This window comes from Terrabacter sp. BE26, assembly GCF_041941675.1.
In the GTDB taxonomy this organism is placed as follows: Bacteria; Actinomycetota; Actinomycetes; order Actinomycetales; family Dermatophilaceae; genus Terrabacter.
The window spans coordinates 1560999-1582828 of sequence record NZ_CP090122.1; the positions used below are offsets into that span (position 1 = coordinate 1560999).

The 21830-nt window shown below is 73.7% G+C and carries 13 protein-coding genes, 1 tRNA gene and 1 pseudogene; 5 read left to right on the forward strand and 10 right to left on the reverse strand.

Annotated elements, in window-relative coordinates; all coding sequences use genetic code 11:
* Positions 1–51 precede the first annotated feature (51 nt).
* Positions 52–1578 carry a glycerol kinase GlpK gene (gene glpK / locus LQK93_RS07330; RefSeq protein ID WP_374970885.1) on the reverse strand — a complete coding sequence of 509 codons (1527 nt, stop codon included), beginning with the start codon at positions 1576–1578 and terminating at the stop codon, positions 52–54.
* Positions 1579–1654: 76 nt separating this feature from the next.
* Here glpK and LQK93_RS07335 point away from each other — a divergent pair, with 76 nt between their 5' ends.
* From LQK93_RS07335 to LQK93_RS07345, 3 genes are all read left to right on the forward strand, one after another.
* Complete coding sequence (locus tag LQK93_RS07335) at positions 1655–3379, forward strand: glycerol-3-phosphate dehydrogenase/oxidase (protein WP_374970886.1); 1725 nt, start codon at positions 1655–1657, stop codon at positions 3377–3379.
* Between the two features lie 72 nt (positions 3380–3451).
* Entirely contained in the window at positions 3452–4732 is a 1281-nt protein-coding gene (locus tag LQK93_RS07340; protein ID WP_374970887.1) for a hypothetical protein, read from the forward strand.
* A gap of 36 nt (positions 4733–4768) precedes the next feature.
* Positions 4769–5707 carry a carbohydrate kinase family protein gene (locus LQK93_RS07345; protein WP_374970888.1) on the forward strand — a complete coding sequence of 313 codons (939 nt, stop codon included), beginning with the start codon at positions 4769–4771 and terminating at the stop codon, positions 5705–5707.
* Between the two features lie 36 nt (positions 5708–5743).
* Here LQK93_RS07345 and LQK93_RS07350 read toward each other — a convergent pair whose 3' ends face one another.
* The 8 genes from LQK93_RS07350 to LQK93_RS07385 form a co-directional block, all read right to left on the reverse strand.
* A complete protein-coding gene (locus LQK93_RS07350; RefSeq protein WP_374970889.1) occupies positions 5744–6172 on the reverse strand; it encodes a VOC family protein in 429 nt (142 codons plus the stop codon).
* Positions 6173–6288: 116 nt separating this feature from the next.
* Positions 6289–7158: a DNA-formamidopyrimidine glycosylase family protein gene (locus LQK93_RS07355; protein ID WP_374970890.1), complete on the reverse strand. Its 870-nt coding sequence runs from the start codon at positions 7156–7158 to the stop codon at positions 6289–6291.
* Positions 7159–7377: 219 nt separating this feature from the next.
* On the reverse strand, positions 7378–8679 hold the full coding sequence (locus tag LQK93_RS07360) for a hypothetical protein (RefSeq protein WP_374970891.1): 1302 nt from the start codon (positions 8677–8679) through the stop codon (positions 7378–7380).
* 21 nt (positions 8680–8700) lie between these two features.
* Positions 8701–10227: an FAD/NAD(P)-binding protein gene (locus LQK93_RS07365; RefSeq protein ID WP_374970892.1), complete on the reverse strand. Its 1527-nt coding sequence runs from the start codon at positions 10225–10227 to the stop codon at positions 8701–8703.
* Between the two features lie 127 nt (positions 10228–10354).
* Positions 10355–15286, reverse strand: a complete 4932-nt coding sequence (locus LQK93_RS07370) for an ATP-dependent helicase (protein WP_374970893.1) — start codon at positions 15284–15286, stop codon at positions 10355–10357.
* A gap of 379 nt (positions 15287–15665) precedes the next feature.
* Complete coding sequence (gene selB / locus LQK93_RS07375) at positions 15666–17471, reverse strand: selenocysteine-specific translation elongation factor (RefSeq protein ID WP_374970894.1); 1806 nt, start codon at positions 17469–17471, stop codon at positions 15666–15668.
* A 3-nt stretch (positions 17472–17474) separates the two neighbouring features.
* Positions 17475–18779: an L-seryl-tRNA(Sec) selenium transferase gene (gene selA, locus LQK93_RS07380; protein ID WP_374970895.1), complete on the reverse strand. Its 1305-nt coding sequence runs from the start codon at positions 18777–18779 to the stop codon at positions 17475–17477.
* A gap of 75 nt (positions 18780–18854) precedes the next feature.
* Positions 18855–18950, reverse strand: a tRNA-Sec gene (locus tag LQK93_RS07385).
* A 66-nt stretch (positions 18951–19016) separates the two neighbouring features.
* Between LQK93_RS07385 and selD the strand changes: the two are divergent.
* A pseudogene (gene selD / locus LQK93_RS07390) lies at positions 19017–20044 on the forward strand (selenide, water dikinase SelD); the annotation flags it as partial.
* A gap of 30 nt (positions 20045–20074) precedes the next feature.
* Positions 20075–20452, forward strand: coding sequence for a rhodanese-like domain-containing protein (locus tag LQK93_RS07395; RefSeq protein WP_374971468.1), 378 nt, complete (start codon positions 20075–20077; stop codon positions 20450–20452).
* A 32-nt stretch (positions 20453–20484) separates the two neighbouring features.
* Here LQK93_RS07395 and LQK93_RS07400 read toward each other — a convergent pair whose 3' ends face one another.
* Positions 20485–21819 carry an OFA family MFS transporter gene (locus tag LQK93_RS07400; protein ID WP_374970896.1) on the reverse strand — a complete coding sequence of 445 codons (1335 nt, stop codon included), beginning with the start codon at positions 21817–21819 and terminating at the stop codon, positions 20485–20487.
* Positions 21820–21830: the final 11 nt, after the last annotated feature.

The window sequence follows — 21830 nt, forward strand, 5'->3', positions numbered from 1 at the left end:
CGCCGGTCGGACTGGTTCCAGCAGCGCCCCCTGTGCAGCTCGGGGTGCGACTCAGGGCGTGTCGTCGTCGACCCAGTCGAGGGTGCGCTGCACGGCCTTCTTCCACGTGCGGAAGAGGCGCTCACGCTCGGCCTCGTCCATCTGCGGGCTCCAGCGCCGGTCCTCGCCCCAGTTCTCCCGGATGTCGTCGGTGCTCGCCCAGTAGCCGACGGCCAGCCCGGCGGCATACGCGGCCCCGAGCGCGGTCGTCTCGGCGACGACGGGACGCACGACGTCGACGCCGAGCAGGTCGGCCTGGAACTGCATCAGCGTCTCGTTGACGACCATGCCGCCGTCGACCCGCAGCTCCGTGAGCGGCACGCCCGAGTCGGCGTTCATCGCCTCGAGCACCTCGCGGGTCTGGAAAGCCGTGGCCTCCAAGGCTGCTCGGGCGATGTGCCCCTTGTTGACGAAGCGCGTCAGCCCGACCAGGGCACCGCGCGCGTCGGGACGCCAGTGGGGCGCGAACAGCCCCGAGAAGGCCGGGACGAAGTAGGCGCCGCCGTTGTCGTCGACTGTCGCTGCCAGCGTCTCGACCTCGGCGGCGTCCTTGATGAGGCCGAGGTTGTCGCGCAGCCACTGCACGAGCGAGCCGGTGACGGCGATGGAGCCCTCGAGGGCGTAGACCGGCTTGGCGTCACCGAGCTGGTAGCAGACGGTGGTCAGCAGGCCGTTCTGCGAGGCCACGATGTCCTCGCCGGTGTTGAGCAGCATGAAGTTGCCGGTGCCGTAGGTGTTCTTCGCGGTGCCGACGTCGAGGCAGGCCTGGCCGAAGGTGGCTGCCTGCTGGTCGCCGAGGATGCCCGCGACCGGGACGTCGATGAGGATGCCCGGCTTGCACCGGCCGTAGACCTCCGACGACGAGCGGATCTCGGGGAGCATGGAGAGCGGCACGCCGATCGCCTCCGCCGCTGCGGCGTCCCACTGCAGGGTGCGCAGGTCCATCAGCAGCGTGCGCGAGGCGTTGGTGACGTCGGTGACGTGGACGCCATCGTCGGACGCGCCGCCGGTGAGGTTCCACAGCAGCCAGGTGTCCATCGTGCCGAAGAGCAGCTCGCCCGCCTCGGCGCGCTCGCGGGCGCCGTCGACGTGGTCGAGGACCCATCGGGCCTTGGGCCCGGCGAAGTACGTCGCCAGCGGCAGTCCCGTCACGTCCTTGAACCGGTCGACGCCGCCGTCGCGGGCGAGCTCGTCGCAGATCGCCTGGGTGCGGGTGTCCTGCCAGACGATCGCGTTGTGGACCGGCCGACCCGTGGCGCGGTCCCACACGACCGTGGTCTCGCGCTGGTTGGTGATGCCCACCGCGGCGATGTGCGTGGCGTTGAGGTTCGCCTTGCCGAGGGCGCCCCCGACGACGAGGCGGGTGTTCTCCCAGATCTCCATCGGGTCGTGCTCGACCCAGCCGGCGCGGGGGAAGATCTGCCGGTGCTCCTGCTGGTCGACGGCGACGACCCGGCCCTGCCGGTCGAAGACCATCGCTCGCGTGCTCGTCGTGCCCTGGTCGATCGCCACGACATGGCTGCGCTGCTCCGTCGGCATGACCAGACCGTACCGTCGGGGTGCGTGCCGCGGATCGATAGAGTGGCCCTCTCTGCAGCGACGTGAAGGGACCCCCATGACGAGTCCAGTGCGGCTGGATGCGGAGTACCGGGCGCGGGCGTGGAAGCGCCTCGCCACCAAGCACTTCGACGTGCTCGTCGTCGGTGGTGGCGTGACGGGCGCGGGCGTCGCCCTCGACGCGGCCACGCGTGGCCTCTCGACGGCGCTCGTCGAGCAGCGCGACTTTGCCTCCGGCACCTCCTCTCGGTCCTCGAAGCTCTTCCACGGCGGCCTGCGCTACCTCGAGCAGATGAACTTCGACCTCGTGCGCGAGGCGCTCAAGGAGCGCGAGCTGATGCTGAGCCGCATCGCGCCGCACCTGGTCAAGCCCGTCTCGTTCCTCTACCCGCTGACCAACCGCGGCTGGGAGCGCCCCTACGTCAGCGCCGGGCTGACGCTCTACGACACGATGGGCGGCGCCCGGTCGGTGCCCCGGCACAAGCAGCTGACCCGCACCGGCGCGCTCAAGCTCGCCCCGGCCCTCAGGCGCGAGTCGCTCACCGGCGGCCTGCTCTACTACGACGCCCAGGCAGACGACGCCCGGCACACGCTGACGACGGTCCGCACCGCGGCGGCATACGGCGCCAGCGTGCTGTCCTCGGCCCGCGTCGTCGACCTGCTCCGTGCGGGCGAGCGGATCGTCGGCGCGCTCGTCGAGGACGTCGAGACGGGTGAGCGCGTCGAGGTGCACGCCTCGGTCGTCATCAACTGCACCGGCGTGTGGACCGACGACATCCAGACGATGGCCGGAGGCCGCGGGCGCTTCCACGTGCGCGCGAGCAAGGGAGTGCACATCGTCGTCCCGCGCGACCGGATCAACTCCGAGACCGGCCTGATCCTGCGCACCGAGAAGTCCGTGCTGTTCGTCATCCCGTGGGGCACCCACTGGATCGTCGGCACCACCGACACCGACTGGGCGCTCGACCTCGCGCACCCGGCCGCCACCCGCGCCGACATCGACTACATCCTCGAGCACATCAACTCCGTGCTGAAGGTGCCGCTGACGCACCACGACATCCAGGGCGTCTACGCCGGTCTGCGCCCCCTGCTCTCCGGCGAGAGCGAGGACACCAGCCAGCTCTCGCGCGAGCACGCCGTGGCCCGCCCGCAGCCAGGCCTGATCTCGATCGCCGGCGGCAAGTACACGACCTACCGCGTCATGGCGGCCGACGCGGTCGACGCGGCACGCGAGGACATCGGCGGCGACGTCTCCGACAGCGTCACCGAGTTCATCCCGCTGTCGGGGGCCGAGGGCTACGTCGCGCTCGTCAACCAGATCGACCGGCTCGCGCGCCACCAGGGCCTCCCGGTCTGGCGCATCACCCACCTGCTCGAGCGCTACGGCTCGCTCGTCCACGAGCTCTTCGCGCTCGCCGAGCAGGACCGCTCCCTCTACGAGCCGCTGCCCGGCGCGGAGGAGTACCTCAAGGTCGAGGCGTTGTATGCCGTCACGCACGAGGGCGCGCTGCACCTCGACGACGTGCTGGCCCGCCGCACGCGCATCTCGATCGAGACGCCGAGCCGTGGCGCGGACAGCGCCAGCGCGGTCGCCGACATCGTCGCGCCGGTGCTCGGCTGGGACGCCGAGCAGCTCGAGGCGGAGGTCACCGGCTACGTCGCCCGGGTGGAGGCAGAGCGCGAGTCGCAGAAGGAGCTGGCCGACTCCGAGGCCAACGCCGAGCGCACCAGCGCACCGGACACCCGCCGCATCCCGGTGAGCCGGGCACCAGAAGGGGTCTGAGCCTTCGCCCACACGGCCCGCGCTGCGGGCACGCGTTCCTACACTGACGGGGTGGGTCGGATGAGTCACGGGATGGGTCGCCACACCGGTGGAGGGATGGCCGACGCGCACGGTCCGCGCCGGGGGCGACACGCAGGCCCCGGTGGCGCGGCGGCGTTGGCCGTGCTCGTCGTGCTCGGCGTGCTCGTCGTGCTGGTCGCCGGCTGCGGCGCGCCCGGGCCGGCCGCTCCGAGGACGACGTCCGGCGCGTCGGCCGAGCATACGGTCACCTCCAAGACCACCCAGCCCGACGCGACCGCCGGACGGCCCCGGCCGGTGACTCCTGCCGCGCCTGCTCCCCTGCGCGCGGGCGAGAGCCTGCGCTCGGTCGCGTCGCCGGTCGACTACACTCCTAGGGCTCCGACCGTCGGCACGGACGACTACCGGTGCTTCGTGCTCGACCCGAAGATCTCGCGGGACGCCTTCGTCACGGGCTTCGACATCGTCCCCGGGCAGCCGCAGGAGGTGCACCACGTCATCCTCTTCCGCGTGCCGCCGTCGGCCGCTGCCGCCGCCCGCGCACGCAACGCCGAGAGCGGCGGCAACGGCTGGACCTGCTTCGGGGGCACCGGGCTGGGGTCGGGCGGCGGTGGTCTCGACGACGCACCGTGGGTCGGCGCGTGGGCTCCGGGCGGCCGCGCGAACGTCCTCCCGGCGGACGTCGGGATCCCCCTCCGGCGGGGGTCGCTGCTGATCATGCAGGTGCACTACAACCTGCGGCACGGGTCCACGCCGGACCGCACCAAGGTGCAGCTGCGCCTCTCGTCCTCGACCCGGCTCAAGCCGCTCCAGACGATGCTCTACCCCGCACCGGTCGAGCTGCCCTGCCGCCCGGGCAGGTCCGGGCCCCTGTGCGACCGAGCCACCGCCGTGGCCGACGTGACCAAGCGCTTCGGACCGATGTCCACGCCCATCGTCAACGGCCTGCTGCTGGCCTGCGACGGCACGCTGATCCCGACTCCCGGCCCCACCCAGTCGTGCACCCGTCGGGTCGACCAGGAGGCCACGATCCGCGCGGCAGCCGGCCACATGCACCTGCTCGGCTCCTCCCTGCGCATCGACCTCGACCCCGGCACCGCCAGGGCCCGGACCCTCCTCGACATCAAGGTGTGGGACTTCGACAACCAGGGATCCGTTCCGGTCCCGGCCACGGTGATCAGGCCCGGCGACTCGATCCGGATCACGTGCACGCACGACCAGTCGTGGCGGGACAAGCTGCCCGACCTGCAGGGCCTGCCCGAGCGCTACGTCGTGTGGGGCGAGGGCACCACCGACGAGATGTGCCTCGGCCTGCTCAGCGTGACGACGCCCTGAGGCACCCACCCCCTGCCGCCTGTGCACAATGAGCCCGTGATCGAGCCCGTGACAACCGAGACCCCTGACGTCCTCGTCGTCGGCGGCGCCGGCGTCGACACCATCGTGCGCGTGGACACCCTGCCGGTCCCGTTCGCCGACTCCCACGGCGTGCCGCCCATCCACACGGTGGTCGGGCACACCGGCAGCGGCGTCGCGCTCGGCTGCCACCGCCTGGGGATGCGCACCTGCTTCGTCGACGTGATCGGCGACGACCACGAGGGCCGGATGCTCCTGGACCGCTTCGCCGCCGAAGGGCTGCGCTTCGAGCACACCACCCACCCGAGCGGCACCCGGCGAGCCGTCAACCTCGTCGACGCGACCGGTCGGCGGATGTCGTTCTACGACGCACGCCACCCCTACGACCTGCTGCCCGAGGCCTCCCTCTGGCGCGTGCCGCTGGTCGGGGCGCGGCACGTCCACGCCTCGATCATGCCGTGGACCGTTCACGCGCTGGAGGACGCCGCGGCAGCAGGCGTCACCACCTCCACCGACCTGCACGACTGGGACGGGCACAGCCCGCACCACCGGCCCTTCGCGTATGCCGCCGACCTCGTCTTCGTGTCCGGCTCACGACTCGACGGCATCGAGGACGACGTCGTCGCCGACGTGCTCGACCAGGGCCGCGCGCGGATCGTCGTCGTCATGGACGGCGCGCGGGGCAGCCGCGTCACGGTCCGCGACGGCGGCTCGTTCGCCGTGCCGGCGGTCGACATCGAGGGGCGTCCGGCGGTGGACTCGAACGGCGCCGGCGACGCATACGTCTCTGCCTTCCTGCGCTCCTGGCTCAGGGGCAGCGACGCCCGCGCCGCCGCTCGAGCGGGCGCCGTCGCGGGCGCGTGGGCCTGCGGCACGGCCGGCACCCACTCGAGCCTCATCGACGCCGACGAGCTTGCCCGCCGGCTCGCGGCGCACTTCGGGCCGACGTCGACCTGACGCGAGGCCGGCCGGCGGTGTCAGGTAGAGGCCGCGTCAGCCGGAGGCGGCGTCGCCGGAGTGGTCACCGGCGATGTTGACGAGCCAGCTGATGCCGAAGCGGTCGGTCAGCATCCCGAACTCGTCGCCCCACATCTGCTTCTCGAGCGGCATGGTGACCGTCCCGCCGTCGGAGAGCTTCTTCCAGTAGTCGCGCAGCTCGTCCCCGTCGTCGCCACTCAGGCTGATCGAGATGCTGCTTCCCGGCTCGTAGGGCATGCCCTCCGGGGTGTCGGACGCCATGAGGGTGAACCCGCTCGGGGTCTCGAGCTGGGCGTGCATGACGTTGTCGGCGTTCGGGCCGGTGTCGCCGTACTCGCGGAACGTCGACACGTTGAGCTCGCCGCCGAAGACGGAACGGTAGAACTCCATCGCCGGTCGGGCGGTGTCCTTGAAGGCGATGTACGGGTTGAGTCGGGTGCCCATGGGCGTGCTCCTCTGTTGGCGAGGTCCGAGGCGGACCGGACGCAACCCACGGTAGGACGGCGCGCCGACGGGCGCAGGGGTTCGCAAGAGGCGGTCGGACCCCGCGCGACGAGCGGTCAGTACGAGCGGCGCGAGCGGGCAGCGCCGCGGACGGAACCGAGCGGCACCTGGGGGCGCCCGTCGTCGGTGGGCCCGAGCCCTCCCTGGCAGCCGGGGCAGTAGAACATCGTGCGTTCCTTCGTGGGCTCGCCGATCATGGCGACCCGCACCGTCGTGCCGCAGCGCCGGCACGGGCGGCCGCTGCGGGCGTGGACGTACTTCGACTCGTCGGAACGGTAGCTGCCGGTGCTCGACTGGACGACGTGGCGGCGGCCGTTGTCGATGAGTCGGTTGGCCCGCGCCACGACCCGCTCGACCGTCTCGCGAGCCAGCTCGTCGGCTCGGGTCCACGGCGGCACGCGCTCGAGGAAGAGGGTCTCGGCGCACCACATGGTGCCGACCCCTGCGAGGTTGCGCTGGTCGAGCAAGGCCTGCCCGATCGGCTCCCGGCTGGCGCAGACGTTGTCGACGGCGAGCTCCAGGTCCCAGTCGAGTCCGAGCACGTCGGGTCCGAGGTGGCCGACGACCTCGTGCTCGCGGGCCGTCGGGACGAGCTCGAGCATGCCGAGCCGCAGCCCGAGCGCGGTCCAGTCCGCGGCTGCGACCAGCGCCCTCAGCTGCGGGCTGCGACGCCATCGGGCCGCCAGCCCGGGCGTGGCCTCGATGCGCCACTGCCCCTCCATGCGCAGGTGCGAGTGCAGGGTCAGGCCGCCCTCCACCCGGTGCAGCACGTGCTTGCCGCGGCTGACCACCTCGAGGGTGGTGCGGCCGGTGAGGTCGGCCGTCGCGATCTCGGGCCAGCGCAGGTCGGACTCGACGATCTCGCGGCCGGCGAGCGCCTCGTTGAGGCGGCTGGCGGTGCGCCACACGGTGTCTCCCTCGGGCACGCGACCTCCCCATCACTCGTCGTTCACCTGTGCAGTGACGCGGACCTCCAGCCTATGCACCCGCCCTGACCAGGCTCGGGCGAGTGACCACTCTGTCGCTCACTTCGTGATCGCGGAGGCTGTCCGCCGTGTGCGAAAGCCACCTCGCTGCTCTGACGAAAGCCCGCCGGTGAGCTGGCGGCTGGAGGTCCGTCACGTCCGGCCGGGGGGCACCAGGGGTCATTGCCCAGCTGTGAGAGGAGCTGCTGGCGCGGGTGACGAGGCACGAGCCGCGACGAGACGCCGACGGTCGAGGGGTGACGGTCGACGGTCCAGACGTGCCTCGAGCACGGCGATGGCAGCTGGGAGCTGGCCGTCGTTGACGAGGAAGAAGAGGAGCGAGTCCTCGATGACCTCCCGCTGCGCCGCCGACCCGCCGACCCGCACCAGCCGGGGCAGGACCTCCATCAGCAGGTCCGCCGCCACCGCCCACCGGCCCTCGAGGGCAGCGTCCAGCGCGTCGCAGACGGCGACGACGACCGTGCGCAGGGCGGGGTTGGCCGCCAGGGCGCAGTGCGCGCGAAGCGAGCGCAGGGCTGGGGAGTCCCCGGCCCCGGCCAGCGCGAGCGCCGAGTGCAGTGCCACGAAAGGGGTCTCGGGGGTCATCAGCAGCTCCGGGTCGACCGCTGCGAGCACCGGCTGGACCGGCGGCGCGGCACCCTCACCCGGGAACGCCGGAGGAGCGGTGCACCGTCGACCAGCAGCCCGGTCCCAGTCGGCCGTCGTGACCCGCCACCGCCACAACAGCGACGCGGAGTCGACGAGGGCGCGCACGCCCGACACCGTCGGCGGCGCAAGCTGGGAGTAGTAGCGCGCTCGAACGGCTTCCGTGTCGCCCAGCACGAGCTCGTGCAGAGCGGCGTGCCACGAGAAGTGCGCGCGGTGGCTCGCGGACCGGCCGCTCTCGCGCACCCAGTGGTCGAGCCAGACGAGCCCGTCCTCGTGCTGGCCGGTCTCGTACATGACGTGTGACAGCGCGTGGACGGCATGACCTGACGACGGCTCACACGACAGCGCGCTCTCGGCGAGCAGGCCCGCCTCGTCGAATCTGCCCTGGTCCTGCCGGGTGAAGGCGAGCAGCGAGATGTACCACCAGTGGTCGCCATAGGCCGGTGCCAGTCCCTCGACGAGGTCCCACGCCTCCTGCTGCACGTCGGTCACCCCGGAGAAGGCGATCGTCGGGACGGCTGCGGACACGGCCAGCACGTCGCGCGGATGGAGGGCGATGTGCGCCATGAGGGCACGACTCCCTGAGCCGTTGACGTCCAGGACCCGACGAGCCACGACGTCGACGAGGCTGGTCTCTCGCGCGTCGCCGCGCAGCCGCACGGCCTCCTGCGCGGCCCGGAGCGATGCCGTGACGTCGGCATCCCCACCGCCCTCGTGACCGAGCAGGGCTCTCGTCGCATGAGCCAGGGCGAACCCGGGATCGAGCTCGGCAGCGTGGCGGATCAGGTCGTCGCCGCCGGACTGGAGCCGCATGAGCCGCTCGAGGCCGGAGTTCTAGGCCGCGGCGGCTTCGGCCGTCGTCGACAGCGGCAGCCCGAGCGGGTCACGGGGTCGGGCGACAGGGTGGTGCCCGCTGACGAGACGACCATCAGCCAGGCGCCGAGGCTGTGGCGCGACCGCATCGAGCACGGCGGTCCCGATCGCACGGGCTTGCGCACGGATCTCCGGGACGGCCGTCGACTCCCACAGCTCACCACGGCGCAGCGCGCCGAGCGTCCAGATCGGCGCCTCGGTCGTGCCCGCCGAGTCCACGAGCCGACCGGCGGCCGTGCGAAATCCCATCCCTGCTGTGGCCGGTGTGGCGGCGGCCACACCGCCTCGGGTCCGCAGCAGGTCATCGACCAACGAGTCGCCGAGCGCCCGCACGTCCGACTGGGGGCCGGTGCAGTTGACGACCCAGCCGACCTCACGCTGGGTGCCGTCCGACAGGGTGACCGAGAGCCCACCGGCGGGGAGGGGCTCCGCAGCGGCCACCTCTCCTCCGGTCACCTGCAGGCGACCGGAGGACCGGAGCCGGGCGATGACCCGGGCACTCGCGGGTGGCATCCGGTGGCGCGCGACGTTCCACGCCCCGGCGTCCTCCGCGAGGAACCGGACTCGGTCGGCCTCGCTGAGGCGACCCCACAATGCGGCCACCTGGTGCCGCAGGCCGTCGACGGCCGGCCGCCAGTCCCCCGTCGACTCCACGACGCCCGACACGTGCCGGTCCACGTCCGCCCGGAGCTCAGCCAGGGTTTGCCCCCATTCCGCGATATCGGGGATCGCGGCCAGCTTCTGGTCCTCGGTGTGCGGCTCCGGCAGCCGAGCGTGCCGGCTGACGGCGTGCACCAGGCGGTCAGCGCGGCAGTCGTCGGCCGTGATCGAGCGGACGACGTCGACCATCGTCAGACCCGTGCCGACGACGAGGACGTCGGGCGGGCCGGTGCGGTCACGTCGGACGACGTCGAGCGCGCCGGGCAGCCACGGGTCGGGCACGAAGAACGGCGAGTCACGCAGGGCCGGAGGGGCCCAGCCATGTCCGACGGCAGGCAGCCCGGTGGCCACGACGACGGCGTCGGCCCGCATCTGCGACCCGTCGGCCAGGCCGATCTCGACCCCGGGGACCGTGCGACGCACCGACACGCCGCGCACCCGGCGGTGCCGCAGCGACACGAGTCCGTACGTCGAGGCCACGGCGTCGGCGAGCGTGTCGTCGAGATAGAGGGCGAACTGCCGGCGCGGCACGAAAGCGCCCTGCTCGCTCCTGCCGTCCGGGTCCTGTCGCGCGAGCCAGTCCACGAAGTGCCCGGGGTCCTCGGGGATCGCGCTCATGCCCGCAGCCGTGACGTTGAGCAGATGAGCTTCATCCGCCGTTCCGAAGGCCACGCCGCGCCCCCACCGATCGGCCGGGTCGAGCAGCACGAGGTCGACGGGAGTCGCCCGGCGGCCGGCCGTGCGCAGCAGGTGGATCGCCGCGAGGGTTCCCGACGCTCCGGCGCCCAGGACCGCCACAGTGGGCCGGGTCGGGTGTGAAACCTGCACGGCATCCCCCTGCGTCGTCGGTGAGCAACACGCTTAACCTACTTCGACTGTAGGAATTAAGGATCGGATTGCGAGAACAGGGTTGCCCGAGGCAGGACCGGCCGGTCCGTCGGATCGCGACCGAGACTCAGCGGCGCAGCCGGAGGCCGCGCGGGGTCATGTGGAAGCCGGCGTTCGAGAGCGCCTGCACGAGCGGGTGGTCGGAGCCGAGCACCGAGGCACCGTCGGCCTTCTCGACGGTGAGCCTGCCGAGCGCACCCTCGCGGACCGCCAGTGCCAGGGCGTCTGCGGCGGCCTGCAGGTGCTCGGGCTCATCCGACCAGCACAGCATCGTCTTGCCGCCGCGCTCGACGTAGAGCACGAGCTCGCCGTCGACGAGCACGACGAGAGCTCCCGCCTTGCGTGCGGGCTGGTGGCCCTTGCGCCGGGATGCCTTGGCGTCGGCGCTGCCGTCGGCGGGCTCATTGTCGCCGGCCGCCGCCTCGCCGGCGGGGTCGGTCAGGCCACGTTCGGGCCAGGGGATGGCCGCGCCGTAGGGGTTGGCGGGATCGCTCGCGGCGAGCACCAGCGCGGGTGGACCGTTGCGCTCACGGCCCCTGCCCTGGCCCGCGTGCCTCCCCGCGCCGGGGGCGGGTGAGGGAGTGAGCCACTCGTCGTCCTGCGCAGCATCAACCCGCCGCCCGCCCGAGGGCGGGTCGTCGGCGCCCGCGCCGGGGAGCCGCGACATCGAGCGGAGCCGGTCGACGGCGCCCGTGGACGCGAACTGCGAGGCGCCGAGCCCCTCGACGAAGTAGCCGCGGCGCACCTTGCCGGCCTCCTCGGCTGCGGCGAGGACGCGGTAGACGGCGGCGAACCCGCCGGGCACGTCCTCGGTGGCGACCGAGCCGCGGGTCAGCACGCCGTAGCGATCGAGGAGCAGCTCGGCGTTCGTGACGGCCCGCACCGTGGGGTCGGTCTCGGCGGGCGGCAGCGCGGTCCAGCGACCGACGCCGGTGGACGGGCCGGACCCGACCGCGCGCCCGGCTGCCAGAGCCTTGGAGGTGGCCGTGTCCTCGGCGGCCTCGACCTGGACCGGGCTGCTGCCTGCGAGCGGACCCCGCAGGGAGCCGAACCGGCCCAGCGAACCGCGGCGGCCGGCATACCTGCTCGAGCGGGGCCCCGAGGAGGTGCGCTTGTGCGCGGTCCGCCCGCCCGCCAGCAGGGCGCGCAGCGGCGCGATGGTGTCGTTGGTGACGCGGCCCGACCACAGCAGCGACCAGAGCGCGTCGTTGACCTCCGTGTCGCCGAGGCCCACGCGCGTCGCGAGGGCGCGGAAGAAGTACGCGCCGCCACCCTCGAGTGCGTCGAGCACCGCGCGCTCGGCGTCGGTGAGCTCGACGGCCTCCGGCGGGGTCAGGGTCAGGTGGGCGGCGTCGGCGAGGTGCAGGCTGACCCACCCGTCGTCGCCCGGGAGCGATCCGTGCCCACGCCACACGACCTCACCGGCGCTCATCACCTCGTCGAGCAGCGCCGGCCGGTAGTCGGCGACGCGCGCCGGCAGGACGAGCGACTCGAGGGCACTCGCGGGCAGGACCGCGCCGGTGAGCTGCTCGACGGCGCGGAGCAGCCCCTCGCGTCCGCGCAGGCCGCCGCCGACGCCCTGCCACTGCGGCAGGAACCGGGCGAGGTCGGCCTGGTCGACCGGCTCGACCTCGTGGCGCAGGGCGGCGAGCGAGCGGCGGCGCAGCAGGCGCAGCACCTCGGCGTCGCAGAACTCGGGGCCGTGGCCGCCGCCGTTCTCGGTGGGCAGCAGCTCGCCCTCGACGACGCGGCCCGCGGAGACCAGCCGGCGCAGCGCGTCGTGAACGACCGCCGGCCCGACGCCCCACCACGCGGCAACCGTCTGGACCGCGAACGGCCCGTGCGTCCGCGCGAAGCGGGCCACGAGGTCGGCGAGCGGGTCGGGCACGGGCTCGAGGAAGGCCTGGGGCACGCCCACCGGCAGGGAGGTGCCGAGGGCGTCGCGCAGGCGGGCGGCGTCCTCGATGGCGGCCCACCGGTCGTCTCCCCCGACCCGCACGGCGATGACGCGGCGCGCCGCCTCGAGCTCGGTCAGGGCCGCCTCCACGGCCGCCGGGGTGAAGCCCTCGGCCGCACGAGCCACGACGTCGCGCACGGACAGGGGTCCGAGCACGCGCAGCAGGTCGGCGACGTCCTCGGCGTCGCGCGCTCCGCGCTCGGGGGTGAGCCGCTGCAGCTCCGCCTCGGTGCGGGCCACCGCCTCGGGGTCGAGCAGGTCGCGCAGGGCGAGCGCCTCACCCTGCCCGAGCAGCTCCGAGAGCAGCGATGGGTCGAGGGCCAGCGCGGCAGCGCGTCGCTCCGCCAGCGGCGAGTCGCCCTCGTAGAGGTACTGGGCGACGTAGCCGAAGACGAGCGACTTGGCGAAGGGGCTCGGCTGGTGCGACTCGACCTCGACGACCTTGACCGCGCGCGAGCGGATGTCGCCCATCAGCTCGACGAGCCCCGGCACGTCGAAGACATCCTGGACGCACTCGCGCACGGCCTCCAGCACGATCGGGAAGCTGGGGTACTGGCTGGCCACCTCGAGCAGCTGGGCCGCGCGCTGCCGCTGCTGCCAGAGCGGCTGGCGCCGGTCGGGCCGGCGCCGTGGGAGCAGCAGCGCGCGGGCGGCGCACTCGCGGAACCGCGCTGCGAAGAGGGCCGATCCGCCGATCTCCTGGGTGACGAGCTCGCTGACGTCCTCGGGCTCGAGGGTGATGAGCTCGACGAGCTGCTGGCCGATGGCGGCGCCGTCCTCGAACTCGAGGTCGGGCAGCCTGAAGACGATGCCGTCGTCACCGTGCATGGCCTGCACGTCGATGCCGAAGCGCTCGCGCATGCGTGCCGCGACGGAGAGCGCCCACGGGGCGTGCACCTGCCCACCGAAGGGCGAGAGCACCGCGACGCGCCAGTCGCCGATCTCGTCACGGAAGCGCTCGACGACGATCGTCCGGTCGTCGGGGACGTGTCGCGTCGCCTCCTTCTGCTCGGTCAGGTAGGCGATGAGGTTGTCGGCGGCCCACTCGTCGAGCCCGGCTGCCGTCACACGCTCGCGCGCCCTCTCCGGCGTGAGCCCGACGATCTCGCGGACGAACCCGCCGAGGGCGCGGCCGAGCTCGGCCGGGCGGCCCTGCTGGTCGCCCTTCCAGAAGGGCAGCTTGCCGGCCTGCCCCGGTGCGGGGGTGACGAGGACGCGGTCGTGCGTGATGTCCTCGATGCGCCAGGTGGACGTGCCGAGGGTGAAGACGTCGCCGACGCGCGACTCGTAGACCATCTCCTCGTCGAGCTCACCCACCCGGCGACCGGGCCCCTCACCGGAGGCGAGGAACACGGCATACAACCCCCGGTCGGGGATGGTGCCGCCGCTCGTGACGGCGAGGCGCTGGGCGCCGCGGCGGCCCGAGAGCGTGTCGGTGACGCGGTCCCAGACGATGCGCGGGCGCAGCTCGGCGAACTCGTCGGACGGGTAGCGGCCGGCCAGCATGTCGAGCGTGGCCTCGAGCACCGAGCGCGGCAGGGAGGCGAAGCTGGCGGCGCGGTGAACGAGGGCCTCGACGTCGGCGACGGTCCAGTCGTCCATGGCACACATCGCGACGATCTGCTGCGCGAGCACGTCGACGGGGTTGGCCGGGACGCGCAGCGACTCGATGGCGCCGGCGCGCATGCGCTCGACGACGACGGCCGTCTGCACGAGGTCGCCGCGGAACTTCGGGAAGAGCACGCCCTGGCTGACCGCGCCGACCTGGTGGCCGGCCCGGCCCACGCGCTGCAGGCCGCTGGCCACCGACGGCGGGCTCTCGACCTGGATCACGAGGTCGACGGCGCCCATGTCGATGCCGAGCTCGAGACTGCTCGTCGCGACGACGGCGGGCAGGCGCCCGGCCTTGAGGTCCTCCTCGATGGCGGCGCGGTGCTCCTTGCTCACCGAGCCGTGGTGGGCGCGCGCGAGCACGGCCGGGGCGCCGCGGGCGGCACCGGCCTGGGCCATCACCTGGGCCGGCGGCTGCGACGAGAGGGCGGCCAGGCTGGGCACCGGCAGCCCCTCCTGCTCGGCCAGGCGCTCCTCCCAGATCTCGTTGAGGCGCGAGGTCAGCCGCTCGGCGAGCCGGCGCGAGTTGGCGAAGACGAGGGTCGAGCGGTGGTCGGCGATGAGGTCGACGATGCGCTCCTCGACGTGCGGCCAGATGCTCGCCTGCGGAGCGTTGCCCGCCGCCGGCCCGGAGAGGTCGGGCACGCCGGGTGAGATCTCCGCGGGGGCGCTGCCCAGCTCGCCCATGTCGGGGACCGGCACGACGACGTCGAGCTCCCACTGCTTTGTCGACTCGGGCTGCACGATCTCGACCGGGCGGCCACCGGCGAGGTAGCGGGCGACCTCCTCGACGGGGCGCACGGTCGCCGAGAGGCCGACCCGCTGCGCCGGCTGGGGCAGCAGGGCGTCGAGCCGCTCGAGGCTGAGGGCGAGGTGGGCGCCGCGCTTGGTGCCGGCGACGGCGTGGACCTCGTCGATGATGACGGTCTCGACGCCCTTGAGCGCCTCGCGCACCGAGGAGGTGAGCATGAGGAAGAGCGACTCGGGCGTCGTGATGAGGATGTCGGTGGGGGTGCGGGCGAAGGCGCGGCGCTCGTTGGCGGGGGTGTCACCGGACCGGACGCTGACGCTGATGTCGGGGGGCGGCAGCTCGAGCCGCGCCGCGGCGTGGCCGATGCCGACGAGCGGGGCGCGCAGGTTGCGCTCGACGTCGACGGCGAGCGCCTTCATCGGCGAGACGTAGAGGACGCGGCAGCGCTCGAGCCGATTCTCGGGCACCGGCTCGCTCGCCATCCGGTCGACGGCCCACAGGAACGCCGACAGGGTCTTGCCGGACCCCGTGGGGGCCACGACGACGCAGTGGTGGCCTGAGCTGATCGCGTCCCAGGCGCCGGCCTGCGCGGACGTGGGCGCGTGGAAGCTGTTGCGGAACCACTCGGCGGTCGCCGGTGAGAACCGCTCGAGCACGTCGGCGGGTTTGCCCTTGGCCATCGCCCCAGCCTGCCATCCCGCACCGACAGGACCGCTGCGGCACCGGGCAGGGCTCGGAACCGCGCCGAGGCGCACTTTGGTGCGACAGCCGGCCCGAATCCGGGCCGAAACCGCGCCGTGGCGCACTTTGGTGCGTCAGCGGGGCGCGAACCAAGGTCGAAACCAAACCGCGCCCTGGCGCACTTTGGTGCGACAGCAGGCCCGAACCAGGGCCAGAACTGCGCCGTGGCGCACTTTGGTGCGACAGCAGGCCCGAACCAGGGTCAGAACTGCGCCGTGGCGCACTTTGGTGCGTCAGCGGGCCCGAACCAGGGCCGAAACCGCGCCCTGGCGCACTTCGAGCCGCTGCTCGGTCGGCGCGGCCGGGGTGGGGCCCGTCTCAGCGGCGCACTTCGCGGTGCGAGCCGTCGAGGCGCTGGGTCCAGCCGCGAGCGTCGAGGTGCTCGAGCAGCGGGATGACGGTGCGGCGCGTCGACTCGAGCGCCTGCCGAGCCTCGCTCGTCGTGAACGGCTGGGGCAGCCCGGCCAGCACGCGCATGGCCCGCGCCGGCGCGGTGGGCAGGAGCACGACGTCGGGCGTGAGCCTCAGGATGCGCCCTGCGCCAGCCGCGGCCGCGAGCTGCCGGGGCCCCAGCCCGGCGGCGTCGAGCTCGTTCTGCTCGGGGGCCGTGAACGGCCGCTCCTGGAGCCGTTGCTCGATCTGCGCCAGCGCGGCCTCGACGCTCGGTTCGAGGGCGGCGCGCACCCCGGGCAGGCCCACGCGTCCGGCGACGACCTCCAGCCCCGCAGCCCCTGCCAGGTCGGCGAGGAGCGCCCGGTCGGGGAGGCCGGCTGCCGCGCGCGCTGCCTCGAGGCTCAGCGTGGGCTGCAGGGGGTGCGCCGTCGCGTGCTCCTCCAGGGCCGCCCGGAGTGCCCGGGACCAGGCCTCCCACGTCTGCTCGTCGACGAGCCACTGCCCCCGGCGCAGCACGCCGGGTGCGGGGTCGGGGCCGTCGGTCCCGCTCCCGACGGAGTGGCCGAGCGCGACCGCGTCGGCGACGGCGAGCACTCCGCGGCGGTGCACCTCGTGCGCGAGGTCGGGTATGCCGTCACCCTCGGCCAGCGGCGCCAGCTCGGTCGCGCGCCGGCTCGCTGCCCCCCGGCGGGTCAGCTCGGGCGGGTCGGCGTCGAGGACCCGGGCCCCGGCCAGCACGGTCTGGGCGCCGGGGTCGCGCAGGATGACGCGGTCTCCGGCCTGGAGCGGTAGAGCGCGGGGGAAGGTCAGCCGGGCCAGCTGCTCCGACAGTGGCCGCAGCCGCGTCTCGAGGGCCAGCGTGCCGACGTGCGCCATGACGTGGGTCGGCGCCTCGCGCGCCGCCGGCGGGTCGAGGGCGACGTCGACCACGGAGGTCATGTGCCAGCGTCCGGCCGCGAGCAGCACGTCGCCGCGGCGCACCTCCTCGGCGCCGAGGCCCCGGAGGTTGACGGCCACCCGGGCAACGGCCTCGACCGTGTCGCGCGGCTGCTCGAGCGACTGCAGCCCGCGCACGGTGACCTCGACGTCCCGGTCCCCGCCGCGGGAGAGGACCAGGTGGTCGCCGACCGTGATCCGACCCTGCCCGAGGGTGCCGGTCACCACCGTGCCGCTGCCGCGGATGGTGAAGCTGCGGTCGACCCAGAGGCGGGCCCGGGCCTGTGTGTCGGGCGAGGGCAGGCGGGCGACGAGACGGCCGAGCGCGTCCTTCATCTCGCCCATCCCCTGACCGGTGCGGGCCGAGACGGCAACGGCCTCGCACTCCAGTCCGGCGCCTGCGAGGCGTTGCCGGGCATCTTCGAGGGTCTGGCTCGGGTCGGCGAGGTCGCTGCGCGTGACTGCCAGCACGCCGTGGCGCAGGCCGAGGGCGCGCACGGCAGCCAGGTGCTCCTCCGACTGCTGGCGCCAGCCCTCGTCCGCCGCGACGACGAAGAGCACGGCCGGCGCCGGCCCCAGCCCGGCGAGCATGTTGCCGATGAAGCGCTGGTGGCCGGGGACGTCGACGAACGCGACCTCCGCGCCCGAGGGGAGGGTCGTCCACGCATACCCGAGGTCGATGGTCAGGCCGCGGCGGTGCTCCTCCTCCCACCGGTCCGGCTCGATGCCGGTCAGGGCGCGGACCAGGGCGGACTTGCCGTGGTCGACGTGGCCGGCCGTTGCGAGCACGTGCACGGCTCAGTCCTCGGCCGCGGGGACGAGGGCCAGCACGGACCGCAGGGCACCCTCGAGCGCGCCGTCCGCCTCGGCGGGGATGCACCGGAGGTCGACGAGGCAGCGTCCGCGCTCGACGCGGGCCACGACCGGCGGCTCCCCGAGCCGGAGGGGCTCGGCGCAGCCGGGGGGCAGCTCGACGGCTACGCCCGGCAGCGGCATACCGGGGGCTGCTCCCCCGCCGACCGCCCCGGCCACCTCGACGACCTGCCGGTCGAGGACGGCGGCGAGGTGTTCGGTGCGGGCGCGCAGGGCCGCGGGGTCGGCGTGCAGGGTGGTGGTCACGGGCGGGACTGGTCCGCGCAGCGTGGCCTCGAGCGCCGCCAGGGTCAGCTTGTCGACGCGCAGCGCACGGGCCAGCGGGTGCCGGCGCAGGCGCTCGACGACCTGGGCCTCGCCGAGGACGAGCCCCGCCTGTGGGCCGCCGAGCAGCTTGTCGCCGCTGGCCGTGACGACCGCCGCACCGTCCTCGAGCGCCGAGGTGGCATCGGGCTCGTCGGGCAGGAGCGGGTCGGGGCGCAGGAGGCCGCTGCCGATGTCCATGACGACCGGCACGCCCAGCGAGGCCAGCTCACGCACCCCGACCGACGACGTGAACCCCTCGATGCGGAAGTTGCTCGGGTGCACCTTGAGGATGCAGCCGGTGTCCGGACCGACGGCGTCGGCGTAGTCGGCGAGGCTGGTGCGGTTGGTCGTGCCCACCTCGCGCAACCGGGCCCCCGTCGACGCGATGAGGTCGGGCAGGCGGAAGCCGTCGCCGATCTCGACGAGCTCACCGCGGCTGACCACGACCTCGCGGCCGGCGGACAGGGCGGTCGTGGCGAGCACGAGCGCAGCGGCCCCGTTGTTGACGACGAGGGCGTCGCCGGCGGCGGGAACGGCCTCCCGGAGCGCGGCGAGGGTGTCGCGGCCGCGTCGGGCGCGGGCACCGGTGGTGAGGTCGAACTCGACGTCTACGTAGCCGGCAGCGGCGGTGACGGCCTCGACGGCTGCTGTGGACAGGGGGGCCCGGCCGAGGTTGGTGTGCACGACGACGCCCGTGGCGTTGAGGACCGGTCGCAGGCTCGTCGACCGCGCGGGCAGCCGCCCGAGCGCCTCATCGGCGACCGCGTCGGGGGCGATCTCTCCGGCGCGGGCGAGCTGCTGGGCGGCCGTCACCGCCGCCTTGACGGCGGTGGAGCCGTGCCGGGCGACCGCCTCCGCGAACGCCGGGAGGGCCAGCACGGCGTCGGTGCGCGGGATGAGCCGCCGCGGGTCGACCTGCGACACCTGCCCACTCCTTCCACCGGGACCACCGGGACCGCCAGGGACGTGCCGGCCGGTCCCCGGTCAGCACGGCAAGCATGGCGGAGGTGGACGGGAATCGAACCCGCCAGGCCGAGATGCTCGGCCTCACCGGTTTTGAAGACCGGGGGGACCACCAGGTGCCCAGACACCTCCACGCCCCACCGTACCCACCAGCCACCCGAGCCCGGTCAGCGCACCACGGCGGCATACAGTCTCGTCATGAACTCGTCCCCCACCGCGAAGACCCGGCTGACGCAGTACGCGCACGGTGGCGGCTGTGCGTGCAAGATCCCCCCGGGTGAGCTCGAGGACATGGTGCGGGGGCTGACGGGCATCCCGCAGGCCGACCTGCTCGTGGGGCTCGACGACGGCGACGACGCCGCGGCCGTCCGGATCTCCGACGGACTCGCGGTGCTGGCGACGGCCGACTTCTTCACGCCCGTGGTCGACGACGCGTACGACTGGGGTCGCATCGCGGCGGCCAACGCCCTGTCCGACATCTACGCGATGGGCGGCCGCCCCGTCCTCGCCGTCAACCTGCTCGGCTGGCCCCGCGACGTCCTGCCGCCCGAGCTGGCCGCCGAGGTGCTGCGGGGCGGCCTCGACGTCGCCCGCCTCGCGGGCTGCCCGGTGGCGGGGGGCCACAGCATCGACGACCCCGAGCCGAAGTACGGCATGGCCGTGACCGGCGTCGCCGACCCTGACCGCCTGCTGCGCAACGACGCCGGCCGCGCAGGGCTGCCGCTCAGCCTCACCAAGCCGCTCGGTGTGGGCGTCCTCAACAACCGCCACAAGGCGACGGGCGAGACCTTCCCGGAGGCCGTAGCCTCGATGGTCGAGCTGAACGACGTGGCGAGCCGCGAGGCGCTCGCGGCCGGCGTGCAGGCAGCCACCGACGTGACCGGCTTCGGGCTGCTCGGCCACCTCTACAAGCTCGCCCGGGCCTCGAACGTGACGGCCGTCGTCGACGCCGCCGCCGTGCCCTACCTCGACGGGGCCCGGAGCTCGCTGGCCGACGGCTTCGTGCCCGGGGGCAGCCGGCGCAACCTCGACTGGGTGCGCCCGCACCTCGACGCCTCCGTCGACCTGGACGAGCTGCTGCTGCTCGCCGACGCGCAGACGAGCGGGGGCCTTCTCGTGGCGGGCGAGGTCCCGGGAGGCATCGTCATCGGGGAGCTGGTCCCGCGCGCCGGGCACGCCATCAGGGTGAGATGACCGACTCGCAGCCGGGCGCGGCGGGAACCGGCGGCGCCCACCGCGGGAGCCGGCTCGAGGCGATGCTCGCGTCGGCCCGGGCGCAGCTGCACCGGCTCACCCCGCAGCAGGCCCGCGAGGAGCAGAGCCGCGGGGCGCTGATCGTCGACACCCGGACCGAGACGCAGCGGGCTCGGCAGGGCGACCTGCCGGGCGCGGTCGTCATCGACCGGACGGTGCTCGAGTGGCGACTCGACCCTGCGGGGGCCCACCGGATCCCGGAGGCCGCGCGGCCGGGGCTGCGGGTCATCGTCGTCTGCCGCCAGGGCTACAGCAGCTCGCTGGCCGCCGCGTCGCTGAGACGGCTCGGCATCGACGCCACCGACGTGATCGGTGGTGCCGAGGCCTGGGTGGCCGCCGGTCTGCCGCTCGCCCAGGGGGCCGCCGACGTGCGGGAGTGACTCGGGCGAGCGGCTGAGCAGGACCAGCGGCGTCAGGGACGCGTGGCCCCCGCGGCGCGTGGGTCGGAGGCGGCTCCGGCACCGGTGGTGGCCCTCGGAGCAGGCTTCTTCGTCAGCATCGGCAGGGCCATGCCGACGAGGGCGATGATGCCCACCACGGTGAAGCCGAGCGTGTAGGCCTTCTGCTCGCCGATGAGCGAGGAGATGAGCAGCGGGCCGACGATGCCGCCGATGCTCCAGCCGATCAGCATCAGGCCGTAGATCGCGCCCGCGTTGCGCACGCCGAAGAAGCGGCCGGCCGTCGAGGGCATCGTGCCGAAGGCGCCGCCGTAGCAGGTGTAGACCAGGGCGGCGAGGACGGCGAAGAGCAGCGGTGACGCGACGTGCGGGATGAGCAGCAGGCAGATGCCCTGGATGCCGAGGATCCCCATGAACGCGGGCATCTTCCCGATGCGGTCGGAGAGCCAGCCCCAGAGGATGCGGCCGCCGCCGTTGAAGAGGCCGAGCACGCCGACGAGGCTGGCAGCCGCCGCGGCGGAGTAGCCGGCCACGTCGCTGGCGCTGCCAGCGGCGACGGAGATCAGGGAGATGCCGGCCGTGACGCTCAGGGTGAGGATGGCGGTCAGGAGGTACCACTGGGGCGTGCGCAGGGCCTCCTCGGCCGTGAAGTCGGCGTCGGGAACCCGGTCCTTGGTGTGCACGTCGCCGCCGTGGTCGGCGGCCGGCGCCGCCATGCCCGGCGGGAGGTAGCCGGCCGGCGGGTTGCGGAAGAGGCTGGCGCCGATGACGACCGCGACGAGGTAGCCGATGCCGAGCGGCAGGAATGCCTTCGTCGGCATCGACGGGTCGTTGCGGATCAGGGCCTGGCCGAGGGGGGCGGTGATGACGGCCCCGAAGCCGAAGCCGGCCACCGCGATGCCGGTGATCAGGCCCGGCTTGTCGGGGAACCACTTCTGCAGCATGGCGATCGGCACGATGTAGGCCATGCCGAGGCCGAACCCGCCGAGCACGCCGTAGCCGAGGATCAGCAGCCAGAACTGGTCCTTGTTCGCGAACGACGCCAGGATCACGCCGATGCTGTAGATGATGCCGCCGGTGAGGGCGACGGTCCGCGGGCCGCGGCGGTCCTGGATGCGGCCGCCGATGTAGCTGCCGACGAAGATCATGCCGATGGCGACCTCGAACGGCACGGACGCCTGGGCCTTGGACCAACCGAACGCGTCGTGGCTCTGGATGGCCTTGGCGAAGACGCTCCACGCGTAGACGGCCCCGATGGCCAGCTGCACGAGCACACCGGCCACGAGGATGAGCCACCGGTTGGGGACCGCCGAGGCGGTGCTGTCGTTCCGTACCGCACTGGTGCTCATGAGGCCTTCCC

Coding starts and splice junctions, on each gene's coding strand:
- LQK93_RS07360 (WP_374970891.1), bottom strand. CDS start 8,679: ATGCGGCTCCAGTCCGGCGGCGACGACCTGATCCGCCACGCTGCCGAG.
- LQK93_RS07340 (WP_374970887.1), top strand. CDS start 3,452: ATGGGTCGCCACACCGGTGGAGGGATGGCCGACGCGCACGGTCCGCGC.
- LQK93_RS07370 (WP_374970893.1), bottom strand. CDS start 15,286: ATGGCCAAGGGCAAACCCGCCGACGTGCTCGAGCGGTTCTCACCGGCG.
- glpK (WP_374970885.1), bottom strand. CDS start 1,578: ATGCCGACGGAGCAGCGCAGCCATGTCGTGGCGATCGACCAGGGCACG.
- LQK93_RS07395 (WP_374971468.1), top strand. CDS start 20,075: ATGCTCGCGTCGGCCCGGGCGCAGCTGCACCGGCTCACCCCGCAGCAG.
- LQK93_RS07400 (WP_374970896.1), bottom strand. CDS start 21,819: ATGAGCACCAGTGCGGTACGGAACGACAGCACCGCCTCGGCGGTCCCC.
- LQK93_RS07335 (WP_374970886.1), top strand. CDS start 1,655: ATGACGAGTCCAGTGCGGCTGGATGCGGAGTACCGGGCGCGGGCGTGG.
- LQK93_RS07350 (WP_374970889.1), bottom strand. CDS start 6,172: ATGGGCACCCGACTCAACCCGTACATCGCCTTCAAGGACACCGCCCGA.